The following is an 18587-nucleotide window of genomic DNA, read 5'->3' as shown; positions in this document are numbered from 1 at the left end:
TACCTCTGCTAGTACCCTACCCTTATCTAATCTGACACAAATCTTTCCAGACTGGTGGGCAGATCGGATTGGGGTTTTATAGCTGGCGCTACCAGTAATTACTGGTAGGGCTGCCAAGAGGGTTTATACAGCCGATGCCGAACTATTGTCGGTTTTTCGTCCGGGTGAGCCAGAGTAAGATGTACAGTCAGATGTGGCTAAACGCTGCCAAAGTGTTTGGTACAGTTCGTCAGACACAGGTGCTTTGAGCGATCGCCCAAGTCGATTTTTTTTCTGAGCTGCTTTGAGGCATTCAGCTTCCCGACAAAGGTAAGCAGAACGACCCATGCCACGATCTAATTGTACCTGATGAGAAGGATAGAGCCTGACTACTCGCCAAAAAGCTTCCTTAGGAGCTATTTTTCGACAACTTGTACAGCACCGGTAGTTCGGTTTCATTTCTTGTGAGAGGGGGAGTAGGGGGAGAGGGGGAGTAGGGGACAAGTCCTCCTTGTCTCCCGATCGAGAAAATAAGAGTGAATGTCACAGTTTTTAGACTGCGGCTTCGGTTTCCTCCGTGGCGACTGCCTCCTCTTCCTCAAATTCTGCGGTTTCCTCGTCGCCGTCGTAGTCGCCTGCTTCGTCTGCGTCGTAGTCGCCTGCTAGTTCTTCGAGCCTAGTTGCTTCTGCTGCCAATTTGCTGTCTTCGGCAGCGCGATCGTACTTAGCAATATCTTTGATATCGATTTTCCAACCGGTTAGGCGAGCTGCGAGGCGGACGTTCTGACCTTCTTTGCCAATGGCAAGACTGAGTTGGTCTTCAGCGACCAAAATGTGAGCTCTCCGACCTTCTGGAGCAACTAAACGCACTTCATCTACTCTAGCAGGACTCAGAGCGTTGGCAATATAAGTTGCTGGGTCTGGAGACCAGCGGATCACGTCTATTTTTTCGCCGCGCAATTCGTTGACTACTACCTGAATCCGCGATCCCCGCGCTCCGATGCAGGCTCCTACAGGGTCTACGTCGCGATCGAGAGTATCAACTGCTATTTTAGTCCGGGGGCCGACGTGCCGGGATGGCGGATTTGCCTCCCTGGCTACGGCGACAATCCTCACCACCCCGTCTTCTATTTCTGGTACTTCGTTAGCAAACAGGTAAACCACCAAACCTGCGTCGGCTCTAGAAACAAGTAACTGCGGCCCTCTAGTAGAGCCTTCGCCTACTTTTTTGAGATAAACCTTGAATGTAGCGTTGGCCCGGTAATTGTCGTTAGGCAACTGTTCGCGCTTAGGGAGTTCGGCATCTACTTCTGGCTGACCGAAGCTGCTGGTGACTGCTAAAATCACCGACTGCCTCTCAAACCTGAGCACTCTTGCTTGAAGAACGGTTTCTTCTAAATCTTTAAACTCTTCTTGAATCATTTTGCGCTGTTGGTCGCGCAGTTTTTGAGCGAGAACTTGTTTGGTCTGGATCGCGGCCATGCGACCAAATTCTTTTTGATTTGGTGTTACGTCTACGAGCACGATGCTACCCGGTTGAGCTTCCGTGGCTACTTCTTGCACTTCCGTAAGTGAGATTTCGTGATCGGGATTGATGACTTCTTCGACAATAGTTTTGTTGGCTAAAACGCGGAAACCTTCTTGTTCTGCGTCGAGCTCTACATCAAAGTTGTCGAAGTATTCTTCGCTGAAGTGGTCGAGTTTTTGGGTGCGGCGGTAGCGCTCGTATCCTTTGAGCAGGGCTTCTCGCAAGGCTGCTTGGACGGCGTGTTTGGGTAAATTCCGTTCTTTGCTAATACCTTCGACCATTTCTTTTAGTCCGGGCAGGGGAACCATTGACATATAAAACACTCCTTTTTTGCTTTGGTAGTAAGTAACTGGTAATCGGTAATTGGTACTTGGAAATTTTTGAGAAAAAGTGATGGCAGAGGATTGATGAGTTACTGGATAGGATTAGGGGAGCTGGGTGCTGTAACAATTTATTTGTTGTTCCTATTCAACCCGCTGCTACGGATGTGATTGTTAAAAAGTAACTCGCAGCGAAGCGTTTTCAGCTTGCTGCGAGGCAATCTCAAAACTCAAAACTCAAAACTCAAAACTCAAAATTTCCCTTTACCTCTCCTTTCCTTCGTCTAGTTCAACTTTGACAATCTGAGCGCGGGGAATTTTAACCTGTCGCCCTTTTTGATTGAGATAAACCGCTGTTTCATCCCGGGAGAGGAGTAGTCCTTTCCACTCTTTGATTCGCGAGTCCGGTTCGCTGGCTTTGACTGTCACGGGGAAACCTTTAAACGTAATGAATTCTCGATCGCTGCTGAGCAATCGGGATATTCCGGGACTGGAAATCTCTAGCACGTAGGCATCGGGTATGATGTCGGCTGCCTCTAACTCGGCATCGAGGGCTGTGCTCATGCGCTCGCAGTCACCTAAACCGGTGTCTTGTTGGAGGTTGCGGATGTCTACCCGCAAGACGGGAGGATTTTGGTTGGTGTGAAACACTGCTCCCACTACTTCCAATCCCAGTGTTTCCGCAACGGGGGTAGCTAAGTCAATGATTTGTGGGATTAGGGGATGAGTCATATCGAATACTTAAGTTAAAACTCCTGAACTCGGACACGGCAAGGAAAAATTTGGTGTTGAGATTGCTTGGCTTTGAGGTGGTTTGATTAGGTGGCTGCGACTTTCGTCTTCAACTTTGGGACTTACCCAACATCCCAGCAGGGATCTCAAGCGGGGGGATTACCCCTACTAAATCAGTCCTCAACTTGCAAATCAGACGCCCTGAGCTCTTTTCCTGCGACTAATGCAACAAAAAAAGTGGGCTTGACCCACTCCTAGGTAAAACAATTTCTTCCAAGAAGTTTGAGGACTTCTTCTGATCGAAGGCAGGCCTCTGTTCTCAGTTTAGCTCGATCGCCCGCCCGGTGACAAACCGATCGCCCTCGGGGGAGTGTCCGAGGGGAGAGGGGGATAGCTGACAGGGGGAATAAGGACGACTTGAGCGCCGTTTTGGAGTGGGGTGGGGCGAGGGCAAATTCCTGGTTGATACCGTGAGCGGGTGTGATCGCCCACCCTTCTAACTGTGGCGCGAGCAGCACTCAGGCGTTCTAGGACTTGCGATAGGGGGGTTTCTTTGGAAAATTCTAATTTCAGTTCGGACAAGCCCTATGCTTCTTGATAGGTGGCGAAGAGTTTGACAGTGATCGTGATTGGTAGATTAGACAGTAGATTAGACAGGGGCGATCGCATGATTAACGGTATATTTACAAAACAGCAGCCCAAACATTCACCAGAAAGAATTCTGATTACTACTGCTGAATAGGAATCTCAATTACAAACTCTACCCCCCCTTCAGGCGAGGAAATGCAGGTAAGCTGACCACCATGTTTTTCTTCTACAATCTCACGGCTAATAGACAAGCCTAAACCTGTCCCTTTACCCACTGATTTTGTAGTAAACATCGGCGTAAATAAATGCTGCATTATCTCCGGCGTTATCCCAAGCCCGTTATCAGCAATCCGAATCATTACTCTGTCGCCCTGAAGCATTTCAGTGCAGATCCGAATCTGCGGATTGTCATTGCTCTGTTGCTGTTCACTGCACAGCGGACAACTAATCGTAGACTCTTCTAAAGAATCAATAGCATTCGCTAACACATTCATAAACACCTGATTTAGTTGCCCCGGATAGCACTCTACCAGTGGCAGTTCACCGTACTGTTTAATAACCTTAATAGCGGTGTGAGGGCCTTTACCTTTCAGCCGATGACCTAAAATCAACAGGGTACTATCTAGGCCATCGTGAATATTCACTGGTGTGAGTGCCGATGTATCCAATCGAGAAAAATTACGCAGTGACATAGAAAGATTATAAAGTCGCTCTGTTCCTACAGCCATTGAATCAATAATTTTAGGCAAATCTTCAACGATAAACTCTAAATCAAGCTCCTGGGACTTTTCCTCAAATTCTAATGTCGAAGCAAAGCTGTACTGGCAAAGCTTCGCCATCGCGATCAAATCGGCAATATGTTCCTTTGCAGGAGGGAGATTGCTGGAGATAAAACTAACTGGATTGTTAATTTCGTGAGCCACCCCAGCCACAAGCTGACCGAGGCAAGCCATTTTTTCACTTTGAACGATTTGCACTTGAGCTTTTTTAAGATTATCCAAAGCTTGAGAAAGTTGAGCAGTTCGTTCTTCCACCCGTTTTTCTAACTCCTGCGCGAGCTGATATAACGCTGATTCTGCTGCAAGCCTGTCTTCTATCTCCCGTTTCAGCATTAGGTTTTGCTCTGCAAGAGTTTTAGTCAAAGAACGCAGTTTTAAATGGAGGTTGACACGAGCTAACACCTCTTTTTGTTCAAAGGGTTTAGTAATGTAATCCACAGCCCCTAGATTAAAGCCCTTGACCTTATCTCCTATATCAGAAAGAGCCGTCATAAAAATTACGGAAATTTCGTTCGTCAACGGACTTGCCTTCAACCGATGACAGGTTTCAAACCCGTCAATTCCTGGCATCATGACATCTAACAGAATCAAATCGGGCTGACTGTATTCAGCCTGTTCGATAGCAGTTTCGCCATCAGTTGCTACCAATATCTCCCATCCTGAACCCGCTAAAGCTTCAGAAAGTACGTCCAGATTGCTAGGGTTGTCATCGACGATTAAAATGGTGCTGGTTTCCATATTTTCTACCTTCATTCTTTTTCTATTCGGTGGGATGTAATAAACTCTTTGATTTTTTTGACCTGATAGCCTTGGGCTAACTGGCGCAGCTCTACAGCAAACGACGAAAATTTCTGATCCAACTTCTCTAGGTGTTCACTGCGCTTCACAATTCCTTTCAGGTTGCCTCTCATTGCCAGTTCAAATAAAAGTTCCATCTCTCCTAGCGGGGGAGCAATTAAAGGGGTTGATTCAGAAAGTGAGGAAGGAGCAGAGGAAAGGGGAATAGTGCTGATTTTTTCATTTTTTCGTTCGTCATATATCCATTCAAGTTTCAAATATTTTTGCAACATATCAAATAGCTCTTCTATCTGCACGGGCTTACCGAGAAAATCGTTTGCTCCACCCTCCAAGCTTTTATGTTGATCCGTAGCAAATACACTTGCCGATGAAGCAATGATTGCCACCTCTTTATAGTGTGGCAAATTTCGGATACGGCGCATCATCTCAAAGCCATCTAACACTGGCATCACCAAGTCAGTGATAATCATATCGAACTTAAACTGTGCTACTTGGTCTAAACCCTCTTGACCGTTTTTAGCTTCGGTAACTTCAAATCCGAGGGGTTCCAGCAGATTGACAATGACTGAGATATTTTCCCATTTGTCATCCACTACCAAAATTTTCTGCTTTCTACCTTGGTAACCAACCAGTTTTCGTTCCTTGGCAATCGGGGCTGTATTTCCCCACTCTGTCGCTGCCGGTAAATCCAAATCTAGCCAAAAAACACTGCCTGCTCCTGACTGACTTTTTACTTGAATTGTACTACGCATCATTTCGACAATTTTCTGGCTAATTGCCAAACCGAGCCCGGTTCCTTCTCCCTGACGCTTGCTGTCTCCTACCTGTTCAAAAGGCAAAAATATTTTTTTTAATTGTTCTGGTGTCATACCAACGCCAGTATCTTCAATTTGAAAGCGAATTTTATGAATTGGTGAGGGGGGTTTTTGCTGATTGCCTTCTAACTTTTCACCTATCCCCATTTCCAGATATTCTATCTTAAAAGTCACCCCTCCCGACTCGGTAAACTTAATTGCATTGCTCAGTAAGTTAATGAGTACCTGCCGCAACCGTTTTTCGTCAGCGTGGATGCCAGGAGGCATTCCAAGACAGGGTTGATAAACAAAAGCAATTCCTTTTTGTTCGGCTCGGATGCGGCAAATTTCTGCGACTCCGTGTAAAAAGGAAGGAAAAGGGAAATCTTTTGCGTACAGTTCAAATTTCTGGGCTTCAATTTTAGCGATGTCTAAGATATCATTGATGAGGGTGAGCAGGTGGGAGCCACACTGGTGAATGATACTGATGCCTTGGAGCTCTTTCGGAGCCATCGTTGTCGATTGTTCTAGGATTTGAGCGTACCCTAAAATGCCATTGAGGGGCGTTCTCAATTCGTGACTCATATTCGCTAAAAATTCACTTTTAGCTTGGTTGGCGGTATCAGCGATTTTTTTGGCTTCCGTGAGTTCAGCGGTGCGTTCTTCTACTCTAATTTCTAGCTCGGAATTAGTCTTTGCTAACGCATTAAAAGATTCCCGCAACTGCTGGGCCATTTGGTTGAAAGACTGACCCAGAACTTCTAATTCCTCGGCGCCTTTTATCTGCACACTTTTGTCTAAATCCCCACTTGCGATCGCCCTAGAAGCTGCGCTTAAACGGAGAATCGGGCTGGTAATCCAGCGTGCGGTTAGGATTCCCAAAACGGTAGCCAGCGCTAAGGCTCCCAAACACAACAAAATGGTAGTCTGGGTATTGGCGTTAATTTGATCCATGAAATCGCTTTCAGGAACTACGACCACGATCAGCCAGTCCAATCCTCGGCTATCCTGAAAGGGCATAACTTGGAGGAATTGCCGCTGGCGGGCGATCGTAAAATCCAATTGCTGAGAGCTATTAATTTTAGTGAGGTCGCCAAAGTGTTCTTTTAACTGTGCTGTTGTCAGCCGAATTAAATCATCTGTGCTGTCTAAAGCATTCAGGCGATCGAGCTTGTCATTGTTGGTGATAAATGCTTCTTTGAGAGTTGAACTAGCTACTAGGAGTCCAGAACGTTCCATAATGAATGTCTGTCCCGAACGACCAATGTTTAAGCTGTGCAGGAAGTCACTGAGGAAAGAGATCAGAAAATTAGCAACGAATACCCCACGCAGCTCGCCACTTTCGTCATAAACTGGATGTCCGGCAGGAAGCGATAGCGTTTTCTGACCTGTAAGCGAAAAAATTTCGCTCCATGTGGGCTTGCCTAAGCGTACACTGTCTTTATACCATGAACGGCTGAATATATTGTAGTTTCGGGAGACTTTTAAGAGCTTCGTTTGATTGCCTTTGCTATCAGATTCATAAATATGAAGTTCATTCCGATGCTCTTTGTCTGCTATTTTAAAAACTACTTTGCCATTCTCTTGGCGTTCAATGGCAATGAACTCTCCTGTTTTAGTAGCAAAACCCATATTGGGCAGAGAAGGAAAGGCTTGAATTTGCTCCCACAAATAGCGCTCCGTACTCTCCAATTCGTCTGGATTTAAGTATCCTAGTCGAAGGGCATTGGCATTCAGTTGATTGACGCGAGGGGCTGTATCTAGGTATGTGTTGAGCTGCTGCTGGATGCGGGCCGTAATTTCACTCCGCAACTGGCTAGCAACTTCGTTGACTGCTTTTTGTCCGTTCCGTAAGGAGAGCCAGCCTGTCAGCCCGACGGCGGCAAAAATTTGCAGGACGAATGGCAATACTAAAATCAGCCGAAGTGACAGCTTTTTTTTAGAACGGTTTGACAGGAAAGTTGTTAGATAGGTCTGTGACATTGATTGCTGTTACTCCTGGGGTAACGAGTGGGCTGAAAAATCTAAGTGGATTTAGTGAAATGAGGCTGAGTAAATAGATATTCAAAAGCAATGTATAAGAGTTAATGAAAATTTTTAGAAAGTAACTTGCTTGAACAAGCATTGCTACTTACGTGTTTTCCCGGAGAGCGTTATAATTATAGCTGACTAAAGATACTGACGCGCCTAATTTTTTCCCTAGCATTTGTAAAACTTTTTAGCCTGTAGGAAAGCAGTTACAAATCATATCTAATAGATTACTTGGTTTAGAGCTATTTGTAGTAGTTTTTAACTTTACTTTACAGATTAGTTCTCAAAAGTATAATTTTCTCAAACTTATATATATATAATATATACCTCTAAAAAAATTGACCTCTCTCGCTAAAAACATGACACGCCAGGCCGCTGAGAACCCTAACGGCGGTCTAACTCACTACCGCGCGGAAGATGTGATTGCACAACCCTGCAGATGACTTTGGTAGATAATGCCGATCGCACATGAAACTTTACAATTCAAGCAAGTTTCATTTGCAGGAGTTACCGCAGGGTAATTGCTAATTGCTAATGGGGCACGAAAAAAATAAGTAAAGCGGTGCAGCAGAAGGGATTATGACAGAGGAGAAAGCTGAGGGCTATTCTTTTTATTCTGGGAAACTATCTCAGCTTAATAGTGAATTTGGTATTAGAGAGGAACCGAGGGCTGCCAAGGATTTTAAGGTTCTTCAAATCCTAGAGGCTAGGGCCTGTCATCAGTTGAGGTAAAGGAAGGTGAAGTAGAGATACAGCCGACTAGAAGGATTCGCTCGCCGTAAAGAGCCACCGTTATGCCCTACGGGATGAACAGTGGCAAAGGATCAAAGATTTGTTGCGCGGACGTGAAGATGATGTGGGTAGGACAGCTTGCTTACAATCGGTTGTTCCTGGAAGCGGTTTTGTACCGCTACCCAGCGGGCATCCCGTGAAGAGACTTGTCCTAACGCGGGGCTATCCGTTGCAGTTCTTTGGCTTGTTCTAAAATTTTCTCGAAGTCTTCTTCGCTCAACCGCTGAATGTAGTTGATTTTGAACTCTTCTAGGAAGTCGCACAGCAGCAGTTGTATTTCTTGCCAGGTTTGTTGCTGTTGCAGTTCGGTTCCTAAAGCTTGCCCGAAATGTTGGACTAGCTGGCTTGAGAGTTTGATGCTTATGGGGTCTTCGCTGGCGATTTTGAAGGCTTCGTAGGCATCTTGGGGGCCGAGAGTGACTAATTTTGAGAGTTCTGCAACTAATTGCTGTGCTAGCTGTTCGGGCAGGTTTCCCAGGCCGGGTACTTGCTTCCATCCTTGATAGAGGGGGGATTGTTTGAGGAAGGTTTCAATATTGTACCGGAGAAGGGCTTCTAGGTCGGGCTGGAGTTGGGGGAGGACTTTGTAGACGGTTATTTGGACTAGATGGGTGGCGATCGCTTCTATTTCATTGATATTGTTGATGTCTAGATAGCGCTGTTTTTGAGATTGAAATAGTTGACGAGCGAGTTCGCCTGTGGTAATTGATTGCTGCATCTGGTTTATGAGTTGAATTACTACAACTTCGGTCAATTCTTGGGCGAAGTTGGCGACGAAACCTCGGCTGATTTGGGTGCGTATGGGTTGGAGATCTGGCATTTTGGCTTGGTGGATGCGAATTGTGACGGGTAATACTCGCAACAGGCGCCAGAAAGGGAGCATCAGGAAGATGTCGTACCATCGCCAGAGCATGGCTGCTCGCCAAGTGACGCTGCGGTGACGGCGGCTGATCAAGTAGGTACGGGCTAGAAATTCGATCGCGAATATGGCAATAAATGGCAGGTCGAGTTGCCAAAACTTATCGGTAAATTCACCATTTTCTCCAATCTCGCGGAAATAGTTGGTGGCGATTAATGGCTTGATTTTGGCGTCAAACCATTGGATTTCTTTTTGCCAACCTTGTTTGTTTAAATAGTCTTGGCTCCAGAATGCTTGGAATGATTGTTTAGCGGAGTCTTGCGAATTCGGGATGCGATCGCGCATTCGGTCTTTAATTTTTTCTAGGGTGCCGCTTTTTGATGCTACTCGAAAGGGATCTTCGTCGATCATTTTCGCGCTCAGATTGTTTATTTCCTGCAATTTGGCTGCTACTTCGGGGGAGGGCAAGCCTGTTTGCACTACTTGAATTTTTAATTCTTCTAAGGTTTCTAGATATTGCTGGGTGTCTCGGTGGGGTTTAATTCCTTTAAATGGGTCGTATACTTGGGTGAGAACTGGCAGTTGCCGGAGGTAGAAATCTCGCCCGGGCACGTAACTTATGTCAAATATTACTAGGCTTAAATTTCCTAGGGCGACCAGTGCCATGAACCGCTCGAACCAAGGTACTTTTGGTGATTTTTGGCGGGAGTTTGGAGTTTTAGAGGGCTGTAGTTTTGGTGTCACTGGCAGTTCCTAATTAAGTAGACCGATCGAATTAGATGTAACTGGTAATAGCTAAAAAAACGAAACAGGGAAAACTGGCTAATTGTCGGATCTCGCTCGGATTGCGATCGAGGAAGCTAGTCTTTATTTTAACGTGCGTTTGTTGGGGAGTTTTGGATTGTTGATTCCGCCTGGTTAGCTAATAAATTATACTGGTAAAATATTAAGGTCGATCGAAGTTGACCGAAACTGTAGCTCCCGTTAGTGTGCTTCTCTCTGGCAATAAAATTATATCTCAGGCGGAATCCTCAGTTTTTTTGGCGTTGCAGAGCTCACGGGGCTGGTAATAAATTACTATTTCTGTTTGATCTGGTGGCTCTTTGACCGCTAAATCAAATGTTTTGCACCGAGCGGAGTCTAAGGTTAGATGTGGACTTCGAGTTTGAGGTCAAACCCTCAAGAGAGTTATACTTGCTCAGGGGCACTCGGGCGAGAGTGCACCCTCTGATCGCTCCGGTGGCAGCCGCCGGAGTAAGGTTCGAGGTGTCACCTCTACAAAAACCCGATCGCGATCGGACTCTTGAATAATATTAAACCCTGAGTATAAATTGGTTCGCATTTTTTTTTATATATGACATACTGCCTTAATCTCGATTGCCCAAGAGACAAGCGTCAGAACCCCCCAGGCACAAAGTATTGTCTTAATTGTGGTTCAAAGCTGCTGCTAAAAGACCTTTATGCAGCAACTGAGCCTCTGCGCGACGGAGGATTTGGCAGGACTTTTCGAGCTGTTAATTATGGAAAATTTGAGGAATTGTGCGTGATCAAACAGTTGTCGCCCCCTCAAGAATTTCAGCGGAAGCCCGGTCATTTTAAAAAATATGTTCGACTGTTTGAACAAGAGGCAAGGCGGTTATACGAACTGAAACACCCACAAATTCCTCAATTGATTTCTTATTTTGAGGAAGATGGGCGCTTGTATTTAGTGCAAGAGTTTATTGATGGGAATAATTTAAAGGATGAGTTAGACAAGTACGGTGCTTATAGCGAAGTTAAAACTAACGAACTGCTGTTAGATTTGTTGCCTTTGTTGAAGTTTGTTCACGACCGAAATGTAATTCACCGCGATATTAAGCCTGAGAATGTGATCCGCCGCTCTCGCGATCGCAAGTTAGTGCTGATAGATTTTGGGGTTTCCAAACAGGTAGTAACGGCTGCTCCAACTAAAACTGGAACGAAGTTGGGAACTCCTGGCTACGCGGCTCTAGAACAGCGTCACGGTAGGGCTGTTGCTGCTAGCGACCTTTATAGTTTGGGGGTGACTTGCATTCGCTTGCTGACTTCTGTTATGCCTTATCTCGATATCTACGGGGACATTCACGATGACCTTTACGACCCGCTTGAAGGCCGCTGGCTTTGGAGGGAGGCTTTGCCGAAAGGAACACAAATTAGCGAGGATTTAGGTCAGGTTTTGGATAAGTTGATTCAAGAATATGTTAAAGATCGCTACAAATCGGCTGTGGAAGTTTTGGATGCTTTAAAACCTCCTGTTATTGTTGTCCCCGTGCTGGAAAAGTCGCAGCAGACAACTGTTGTTAGTCCTTCGGTTCCGACTCAACCTGTGACTGATACTCCGCTAGTTTCTGTGAATTTAGAGTCGGAAAAAGGTATTGATTATTCTCATTTGGCAAGGCTGCTGGCTGCTAAAAATTGGCGGGGTGCTGATGAGGAAACTTCGGTGAAAATGCTGGAGGTGATGCAGCAAGTTTCACGAGGTTATTTGAGCGAGGAAGATATTAGGAAGTTTCCAGCTAAGGATTTGCAGACTATCGATCAACTTTGGGTGCGGCACAGTCACCGCAGATTCGGTTTTTCTGTGCAAAAGGGTTTGTGGCTCAAGTTGGGGGGAAAGCCTGGTGTTTATGATGCTACAGTTTGGGAGAAGTTTGGCGATCGAGTGGGCTGGCGGGTTAACAGCCAGTGGGTATACTATTCGGAGCTGAATTTTACTTCTAAGGCAAAGCCTGGACATTTGCCGGGGGGGACTGTTTTTGGGTGGGAAGGCGGGGTTTTGTGCGGTGTTTTGGGTTTGGGTGGAATCTGGTTTCTGCTGTCGCGGCGGGATTTGTAGAAGGAAGGTAGAAGGTAGAAGACAGAATTTATTAGTCTGGCTGCACCCCAAGCGAAGTCGAAGTGTTAGTCATGAAATAGTTTTGAGTTGCGAATTAAAGAATTAACAAGTTTTTAGTTTAATCATTTGTCATGTAGGAATTACGTATAAAGAAAACGGAAAATAAGATATAATCACAAACTATTTTTTTTGTGCTATGTTCTTAGAGAAGGGCAAGTTTACAAAGTCAAAAGCCAGTCCTCGGCCCTGCCAAAGCATGGGGACTGGCTTTGGCTCCAATTTACCAAGGAGATATATATTATGTTGCAAGAAAAACGTCTCAAGCCGTGGACTATAGTTCGCTCGCTTCCAAATGTGGAAAAGGTGGTTGTGGGTGAGTTTCGCAGTTGGTCTGATGCAGATGGTCACTTGAAAATTCTCAAGCGGATGGTGCCGGCGGATCGATTGACTGTTGTTTTCGATCCGGTAGTTCAAGCGTAACGTCGCTGGTAAATTGATCAGCGTGCGATCGCTCTTTGAGCTAAGCGATCGCCTCTTTTTTTAAATACTGTTTTTTTACATAAAAAATGCGACCGCTAAACAGGCGATCGCAACTGGAATCATTGTCCTTAACTGCGGCGAATTTCAGTAATTTGGTCGGCAACATCCAAAATTCTTTGGGGCATGGATGGCCCTGTAAAAATCATATCCAAATGATGCGGTTTGTTGTCAATCAAGGCCACCACTTCGGCTTCGGGAATCCATCCCAAATTAACCGCTAAACTCAATTCATCGAGAATAACTAAGGCATAACGGCCTTCGCGCACCGCATTTTGAACATACTGCCACAATTGTTCGATCGATCGCGTCTCCAGCTCATCTAAATCAGCATTCTCAATGCAGCGTGACAAATCGCAGCGCACCCAATCTAAATTTTGCCCCAGCCGCACCGGATGCTGATGCCCTTGATTAATTCCCCCTTTGAGGAACTGCACCGCTAGCACTGGAGCTCCCTGTCCTGCAATTCTGAGGGCTTGAGCCATGACACTGGTAAAAAAGCAGCGGTGGGGGCCTGTAAAGACTTGCACCAGCCCTTGAACTGTGTAGGGCAAGCTGTGGTTTAAATTTAGTTTAGGGGTTTGTAACTGAGCAACCATAGGGCAATATTTAATCAGCAACTAAGTCTTGAGTGCAGCTCCGACCTTGGCGTGGCTGAAGCCTGCTTGACAATATATAGTGTACGGGGCCGAGTGCACATCGGATCAAACACTATATATACAAGTTGTCAAAAGCTCGCGGCAGTGGCATTCGCAGTCGTTTGTTCGATTTTTGAACTCAATTAGCACTTACGCAGAAACGGGGTTTTTTACTAAAATACGGCGCGAAGCTTGACATTTATACAGTTATAGGGTGAAAAACCAAGGTGATGAGAGTCTTGCTGTGTCCAGGGCTTTTAAGAAAAGGTACGCACATCGCGTAAAATTTGAATGTCGCGGCACTAGGAGCAGAGACTGTGAGAGTGGTGATTCTGGGAGGGCCAGGAGCGGGAAAGGGAACTCAGGCTGAACTACTGTGCAGCAATTTGAGCCTTCCTTTGCTGGCTGTGGGGGACATTCTACGGGAGGAGATCGCAGAAGATACAGATTTAGGCAAGCTGGCGGTGTCTTATGTCGAAAGAGGGGAATTAGTTCCCGACGCAACTATGATTCAATTCTTTCGCCGCCGACTGCTGCTGTGGGATGTCTTTAATGGCTGGGTGTTGGAGGGCTATCCGCGAACTGCTTTTCAAGCTGAGGAGTTGGATTTTTTATTAGAGGAGTTGGCGCAGGAGCTAGATTGGGCAGTTTGGCTGAAAGTGCCGATCGAGGTTTTGCTGAGCAGGTCGATCGAGCGGGATCGATCGGATGACCATCCTGAAATTTTACAGCGTCGGCTCGATTTGTTCCACGAACGCACTATTCCTCTTTTAGAGTATTACGAATACCGCAACAAACTGTTAACTATTGATGGCGATCAATCCCCAGAACAAGTCCAGCAGGATATTCTCAAATTAATCGAGGCTAAGGGCAAATCGGCATAAGATTTTAGATTTTAGATTTTAGATTGAATGACTGCATATTTACCCAATCAAAAAAAAACGGAAGATTAATACCCAATTTTAAATTTTTAATGCCCAATTACCCTTACCAATCACCAAATATTATGTCTTTCCAACGTGCAGATGGCAGACAACCAAATCAAATTCGTCCGATTAGTTTCGATCGACAGTTTACCAAATTTGCTAGCGGTTCCGTACTGGCGAAAAGTGGCGATACTCAGGTACTTTGCAGCGTTACAATCAAGCCGGGAGTGCCTAGATTTCTGGAGAATACCGGACAAGGTTGGCTGACAGCGGAATACCGAATGTTGCCGGGATCTACACCGCAGCGACAAGAGCGGGAATTTATGAAATTATCGGGACGGACTCAAGAGATTCAGCGGTTGATTGGGCGTAGTTTGCGATCGTGCTTGGATATGCAACTATTGGGAGAACGCACAATACTTGTCGATGCCGATGTTTTGCAAGCGGATGCGGGGACTCGCACTACTTCAATTACTGGCGGGTTTGTGGCTGTGGCTGACGCTTTGAATAAGTTGGTACAAAAAGGTGATTTAGTGCGATCGCCCATTATTCGTCAAGTGGCTGCCGTGTCTGTCGGACTTTTGGAAGGCGAGCCGTTTTTAGATTTGAATTATCTTGAAGATGTAGCGGCTGAAATTGATTGTAATGTGGTAATGAATGGAGATTTGAATATCATCGAAATTCAGGGAACTGCGGAAGCAGGAAGTTTCAGCCGGAGTCAGTTGAATCAAATTTTGGATTTGGCAGAAACCGGGATTCAGGAATTGTTGGAGGCTCAGCGGCAGGCTTTAGTTGAGTAGGTAAATCTAATTGCTGATATCATGTCCGGTAGCATAACCATAATTAAGCCGCAACTTGGGGCCACCAATGGAAATTTGTCAAACCTCGAACTAAGTCTTGCTGTTGGAGTAATTGTTGGCAGCGATTAAATAAAATTTCCTCTAATTCATCAAAATTTTCAAATGTTCGGTTAACAATAGGCTCATTTGTGAGTGGCCATAGTCTTTCGGCAGGTTGAAGTTCTGGAGAGTGAGATGGCATTTCTATAATATGAATGCCCTACGGTACATCAAGTTTTTTAGCGGTATGCCATCCACCTTGATCCTTACGTCAATACGACTTGTTTATTTTCCCCGACTTCAAAATCTTGGGCTCCATCGGCTAAAACTGGATTAAACATTTCGGTATTGACAAAAGGTAGAATTCACGCCTTAGTTTCTCCCCATTGTGGGTGAACTTTGGCCATACAACCAGAACCATTTAAATCGCCAATTTACCGATGCTACGGGTACTGTCCATTCATCTACCCAAATACGTCTCATTATTGGTTTAAGCCCAACTCTATGTTCATCGATTGTCCAAACTTTCTACATCGGCGTCGGGTACTTCTCTTGAACTTGAGTCACCGTTTTTGCTGGTTTTTTTTATTTTTCCTGTTCCCTAAAGTCGGCTTCCTGATGAGAGGGTCGAGGTACTCTCAAACGTAGTCTCGTTGCCTTCCAATACTCCTAACCTCGTTGTCTACTAACTGAATGTCCTAATAATTCACTCATCCAATTTGCAACGAACTGTCCGTTCCAAAGCCCACCAACAGTTTGATGTGATTGTAGCGCTTACCATAGTTGTGCTTGTTGTACATCATTCAAAAGTGTATCGGCACCTTGATGTTCATGCCTTTTATCTCCAAGTGATTTTGAACCAATGCGGTTATACCCCCAGACTGGTTCATAAATCCAACTGAGACTGTAACCAGTTATTTGTGAAACCTCTCGGCTACTTCTGCCAGATGCTAATAACCAGATAATTTGGTAATGACTTCTTTCTAAAGGGTATGAAGCTTGACGGTAACGCTGTTCTACTTCTGATAACGAGAGATGTGGCTCAATGCTAATACGTTTTGGCATTGCTCAGATACATAGGTTTTACAACGGATATACTTAGCTATTTTACTATGGTTGTACTACCGGACATGATATAATTTGTCAACGCAAAATCTACTTTGTTACGGAGTTTGATCGCCCTTATGCCCTTATGCCCTTAAGCACTCCAAGCAAAGAAACCGGGTTTTTTACCGAATCTGCGGGATACAACAAAGTATTATCGTAAAAAACCCGGTTTCTGGGCCCCTATGCGATCGCCCTTATGAAAAAACCACTCGCCCTATCCCTGACTCAATATGTCTAAAAACTCTTGGACAATGCGATCGGGTTCTTCTGTGCATCTGTTAGCATCGCAATAGTGGATGATGCTGATACCGTCAGATGCAAACAGGCGATCGCGCGTTTCATCTTTTTGTGTATCGGGATGCCATATTTCCAGAATACCCCATTTGCCTTGGTGGAATATGAGGAAATCTGGTTCTTGGTTTTGTCTACCTGCGGGTGTTGTGAGGCGGGCTTTGGAGTTGGGGAAAAAGAGGGTGTTTGTGCGATCGAGCGCTTCGGCTATTTTTACTTGTTCTTGGCTGTGAAAGCGCAAATCATTCCAGTGATAAATCCGTTGTTCTCTGCTCGACAAAATTCCCTGGTTATGTGCGTCTTCAGCCTTGATAATTTCATCTGATGCCGTCTTATTATCAGATATAATTGCACCGTGTAAATCTGCTGATGAATCTGATTCACTTAAGTTGGCGAATGATAGTCTAGCTCCGCTTAAGTTAGCACCGCTGAGATTAACCCCAATAACTTGAGTTCGATGTAATGTCACTTGATGTCGCCGCAAGTATCGTTTTATAACTGCTTTAATATTACTTTTTTTTACTTTTTCGTCAAAAGCGTCTGAGAGTAACTTCCAGAGTTTATAGCCAGCCGCTTTAATATATTCATCATCATATTTAGAAAATTTAGCAATTTCCTCATAAGACTGTCTGCCTTCCCAGGACTGTTTGAAGATTAGCTCTTGCACGTCGTTTAACTGTTCGTCGTCATCTAGGACTGTTTCGACAATGGCGAGAGCTTCATCCACAGTCATGGGTTAAATCCTCTTAAAGGTCGTGTCCGAGTTGAGGTTGCGATCGCAGGATGTGTGGGATTTTGTCCGTCCTTGCACCTTACTGTGGATAGATTTTAGCACAGTAGAGGAGATATTACTACTTTTTATCACTTTTTATCACTTTTTCTCGCTGCAAAGTTTATCCAGATTTAGTAAGCTGATTTGAATAAAGAACACTAGACAAAAGGAATATAAGGAGAAAGATTGTGGAACAGTGGATTAACTTCGAGCAATCTTTAAATCAGCGTTTAAATTACGAAGATTTAGACGAACAACAGAATAAAGCCAAAAATTTCTCGCTTAAAGGTCATTCTTTAGTTCGAGGCGTTGCAGGTTCTGGTAAGTCATTAGTATTGCTAAATCGTATTGAAAAACTAATTGATGAAGGTTATAAGGATATTTTGGTATTGTGTTACAATCGCTTTATGAATGAATGGATTGATTCAATAATAGCCGAAAAAGGCTGGAGTTCCAACGTAGAGTGTCGAACTTTTCATAGTTGGGCTTATCGTATAGGGTATACTTATGAGTGGGATGAAAATCCTGAAATGCGAGGGAAAATTATTGATTTAGTTCAAAAGAACGCCAAAGAGCGTTATCAAGCCATTTTAATTGATGAAGCTCAAGATTTTTATGATGAATGGTTTGTGGCCATGTTAGGTGCTGTAAGTCCCGATACAAACTCTATGTTTTTTGTCTATGACAATACTCAGTCAGTGTACGAAGGTCAGCAACATCGAACAAAGGAAAAATGGACTTGGAAGAATCTTGGATTTGAAGTCACGGGTCGTTCGCAAATATTTGATTTAAACTATAGAAACGCGCCAGAAATTATAGAATTAGCTTGGCAGTTTATATATCCTTATTTAGCTAGTGCTAATATGAAGATAGCTAAACGCTCAGAAGCTGGTGGTAAAATTGGTCATATTGTCGAACCACTCAAAAAGTCTTCTCGCAGTTCATCTATTAAGCCAAGGCTTGTAAAAAGTGATATGTCTCCAGACAATATAGCTAAACAGGTTAAACTGGCATTGAGCAGTCATCCAGAATCTTCAATCGGAGTTTTATTGCATCCACAAGAGCCAAAATCATTTAAATCAGAAATTAGTCAATGCCTGAAGAAATTGGGTGTTCCCCATCACGCTCCAATTCGTTCTCAAGACCGAGCTTATAACGTTGTAAACCGACCTTTCGTAATTGTAGATTCTTGGAATGCGCTGAAAGGAGTTGAGTTTGATGCTGTTATTATTGCTGGCGTTGACCAAGTGGAAGACTTGCCTGATCCAGATAAAGATTTTCAAGAAAAAGCAGGACTTTATACCGCAATAACAAGAGCCAAAGATCACGTAGTTATGTTATACCAATCAATACTCCGGACAGTTTTTAAAGAGGGATGCGACGCCTACGGCAAGCAACGCTTACGCAATAAATCACAGAAGCG

At 44.6% G+C, this 18587-nt stretch carries 14 protein-coding genes and 2 pseudogenes; 6 read left to right on the top strand and 10 right to left on the bottom strand.

Annotated elements, in window-relative coordinates; genetic code table 11:
• Positions 1–123: 123 nt before the first annotated feature.
• The 6 genes from QUA70_RS09020 to QUA70_RS08995 form a co-directional block, all read right to left on the bottom strand.
• Positions 124–438, bottom strand: a complete 315-nt coding sequence (locus tag QUA70_RS09020) for a YlxR family protein (RefSeq protein WP_333332156.1) — start codon at positions 436–438, stop codon at positions 124–126.
• Positions 439–531: 93 nt separating this feature from the next.
• Complete coding sequence (nusA, locus tag QUA70_RS09015; RefSeq protein ID WP_333332153.1) at positions 532–1821, bottom strand: transcription termination factor NusA; 1290 nt, start codon at positions 1819–1821, stop codon at positions 532–534.
• A gap of 270 nt (positions 1822–2091) precedes the next feature.
• Positions 2092–2559 carry a ribosome maturation factor RimP gene (rimP, locus tag QUA70_RS09010; RefSeq protein WP_333332150.1) on the bottom strand — a complete coding sequence of 156 codons (468 nt, stop codon included), beginning with the start codon at positions 2557–2559 and terminating at the stop codon, positions 2092–2094.
• A gap of 324 nt (positions 2560–2883) precedes the next feature.
• Complete coding sequence (locus QUA70_RS09005) at positions 2884–3141, bottom strand: molybdopterin synthase sulfur carrier subunit (protein WP_333332147.1); 258 nt, start codon at positions 3139–3141, stop codon at positions 2884–2886.
• A gap of 146 nt (positions 3142–3287) precedes the next feature.
• Positions 3288–4679 carry a response regulator gene (locus tag QUA70_RS09000; protein ID WP_333346432.1) on the bottom strand — a complete coding sequence of 464 codons (1392 nt, stop codon included), beginning with the start codon at positions 4677–4679 and terminating at the stop codon, positions 3288–3290.
• Positions 4676–7501 carry an ATP-binding protein gene (locus QUA70_RS08995; protein ID WP_333346435.1) on the bottom strand — a complete coding sequence of 942 codons (2826 nt, stop codon included), beginning with the start codon at positions 7499–7501 and terminating at the stop codon, positions 4676–4678. The genes QUA70_RS09000 and QUA70_RS08995 overlap by 4 nt, the downstream gene beginning before the upstream one ends.
• An 871-nt stretch (positions 7502–8372) precedes the next feature.
• Here QUA70_RS08995 and QUA70_RS08990 point away from each other — a divergent pair.
• Positions 8373–8478: pseudogene (locus tag QUA70_RS08990) on the top strand (IS5/IS1182 family transposase); the annotation flags it as partial.
• Between the two features lie 14 nt (positions 8479–8492).
• Here QUA70_RS08990 and QUA70_RS08985 read toward each other — a convergent pair.
• Positions 8493–9944, bottom strand: coding sequence for a hypothetical protein (locus QUA70_RS08985; protein ID WP_333346438.1), 1452 nt, complete (start codon positions 9942–9944; stop codon positions 8493–8495).
• A gap of 610 nt (positions 9945–10554) precedes the next feature.
• Here QUA70_RS08985 and QUA70_RS08980 point away from each other — a divergent pair.
• Complete coding sequence (locus QUA70_RS08980; RefSeq protein ID WP_333332133.1) at positions 10555–12054, top strand: GUN4 domain-containing protein; 1500 nt, start codon at positions 10555–10557, stop codon at positions 12052–12054.
• Positions 12055–12354: 300 nt separating this feature from the next.
• The gene (locus QUA70_RS08975; protein WP_333332130.1) at positions 12355–12534 is read left to right on the top strand and encodes a hypothetical protein; all 180 of its coding nucleotides are present in this window, start codon (positions 12355–12357) and stop codon (positions 12532–12534) included.
• Positions 12535–12662: 128 nt separating this feature from the next.
• Here the strand turns inward: QUA70_RS08975 and QUA70_RS08970 are convergent, their stop codons facing one another.
• Positions 12663–13190 (bottom strand): P-loop NTPase family protein, encoded by a 528-nt coding sequence (locus QUA70_RS08970; protein ID WP_333346441.1) that lies wholly within the window; start codon positions 13188–13190, stop codon positions 12663–12665.
• 356 nt (positions 13191–13546) lie between these two features.
• On the opposite strand from QUA70_RS08970, the gene QUA70_RS08965 reads away from it, so the two are divergent.
• Both QUA70_RS08965 and rph read left to right on the top strand, forming a co-directional pair.
• Positions 13547–14113, top strand: a complete 567-nt coding sequence (locus QUA70_RS08965; protein ID WP_333346457.1) for a nucleoside monophosphate kinase — start codon at positions 13547–13549, stop codon at positions 14111–14113.
• 122 nt (positions 14114–14235) lie between these two features.
• On the top strand, positions 14236–14955 hold the full coding sequence (rph, locus tag QUA70_RS08960; RefSeq protein ID WP_333346444.1) for a ribonuclease PH: 720 nt from the start codon (positions 14236–14238) through the stop codon (positions 14953–14955).
• Between the two features lie 43 nt (positions 14956–14998).
• Here rph and QUA70_RS08955 read toward each other — a convergent pair.
• Both QUA70_RS08955 and QUA70_RS08950 read right to left on the bottom strand, forming a co-directional pair.
• Positions 14999–16059: pseudogene (locus QUA70_RS08955) on the bottom strand (IS630 family transposase).
• Between the two features lie 256 nt (positions 16060–16315).
• The gene (locus QUA70_RS08950) at positions 16316–17125 is read right to left on the bottom strand and encodes a pentapeptide repeat-containing protein (RefSeq protein ID WP_333346447.1); all 810 of its coding nucleotides are present in this window, start codon (positions 17123–17125) and stop codon (positions 16316–16318) included.
• Between the two features lie 227 nt (positions 17126–17352).
• Between QUA70_RS08950 and QUA70_RS08945 the strand changes: the two genes are divergently transcribed.
• A partial coding sequence (locus QUA70_RS08945; RefSeq protein ID WP_333346450.1) for a UvrD-helicase domain-containing protein occupies positions 17353–18587 on the top strand: 1235 nt, incomplete at its 3' end.

Source organism: Microcoleus sp. LAD1_D5 (assembly GCF_036702115.1).
Classification (GTDB): Bacteria; Cyanobacteriota; Cyanobacteriia; order Cyanobacteriales; family Microcoleaceae; genus Microcoleus.
This window is presented reverse-complemented; position numbering and strand designations above follow the sequence as displayed.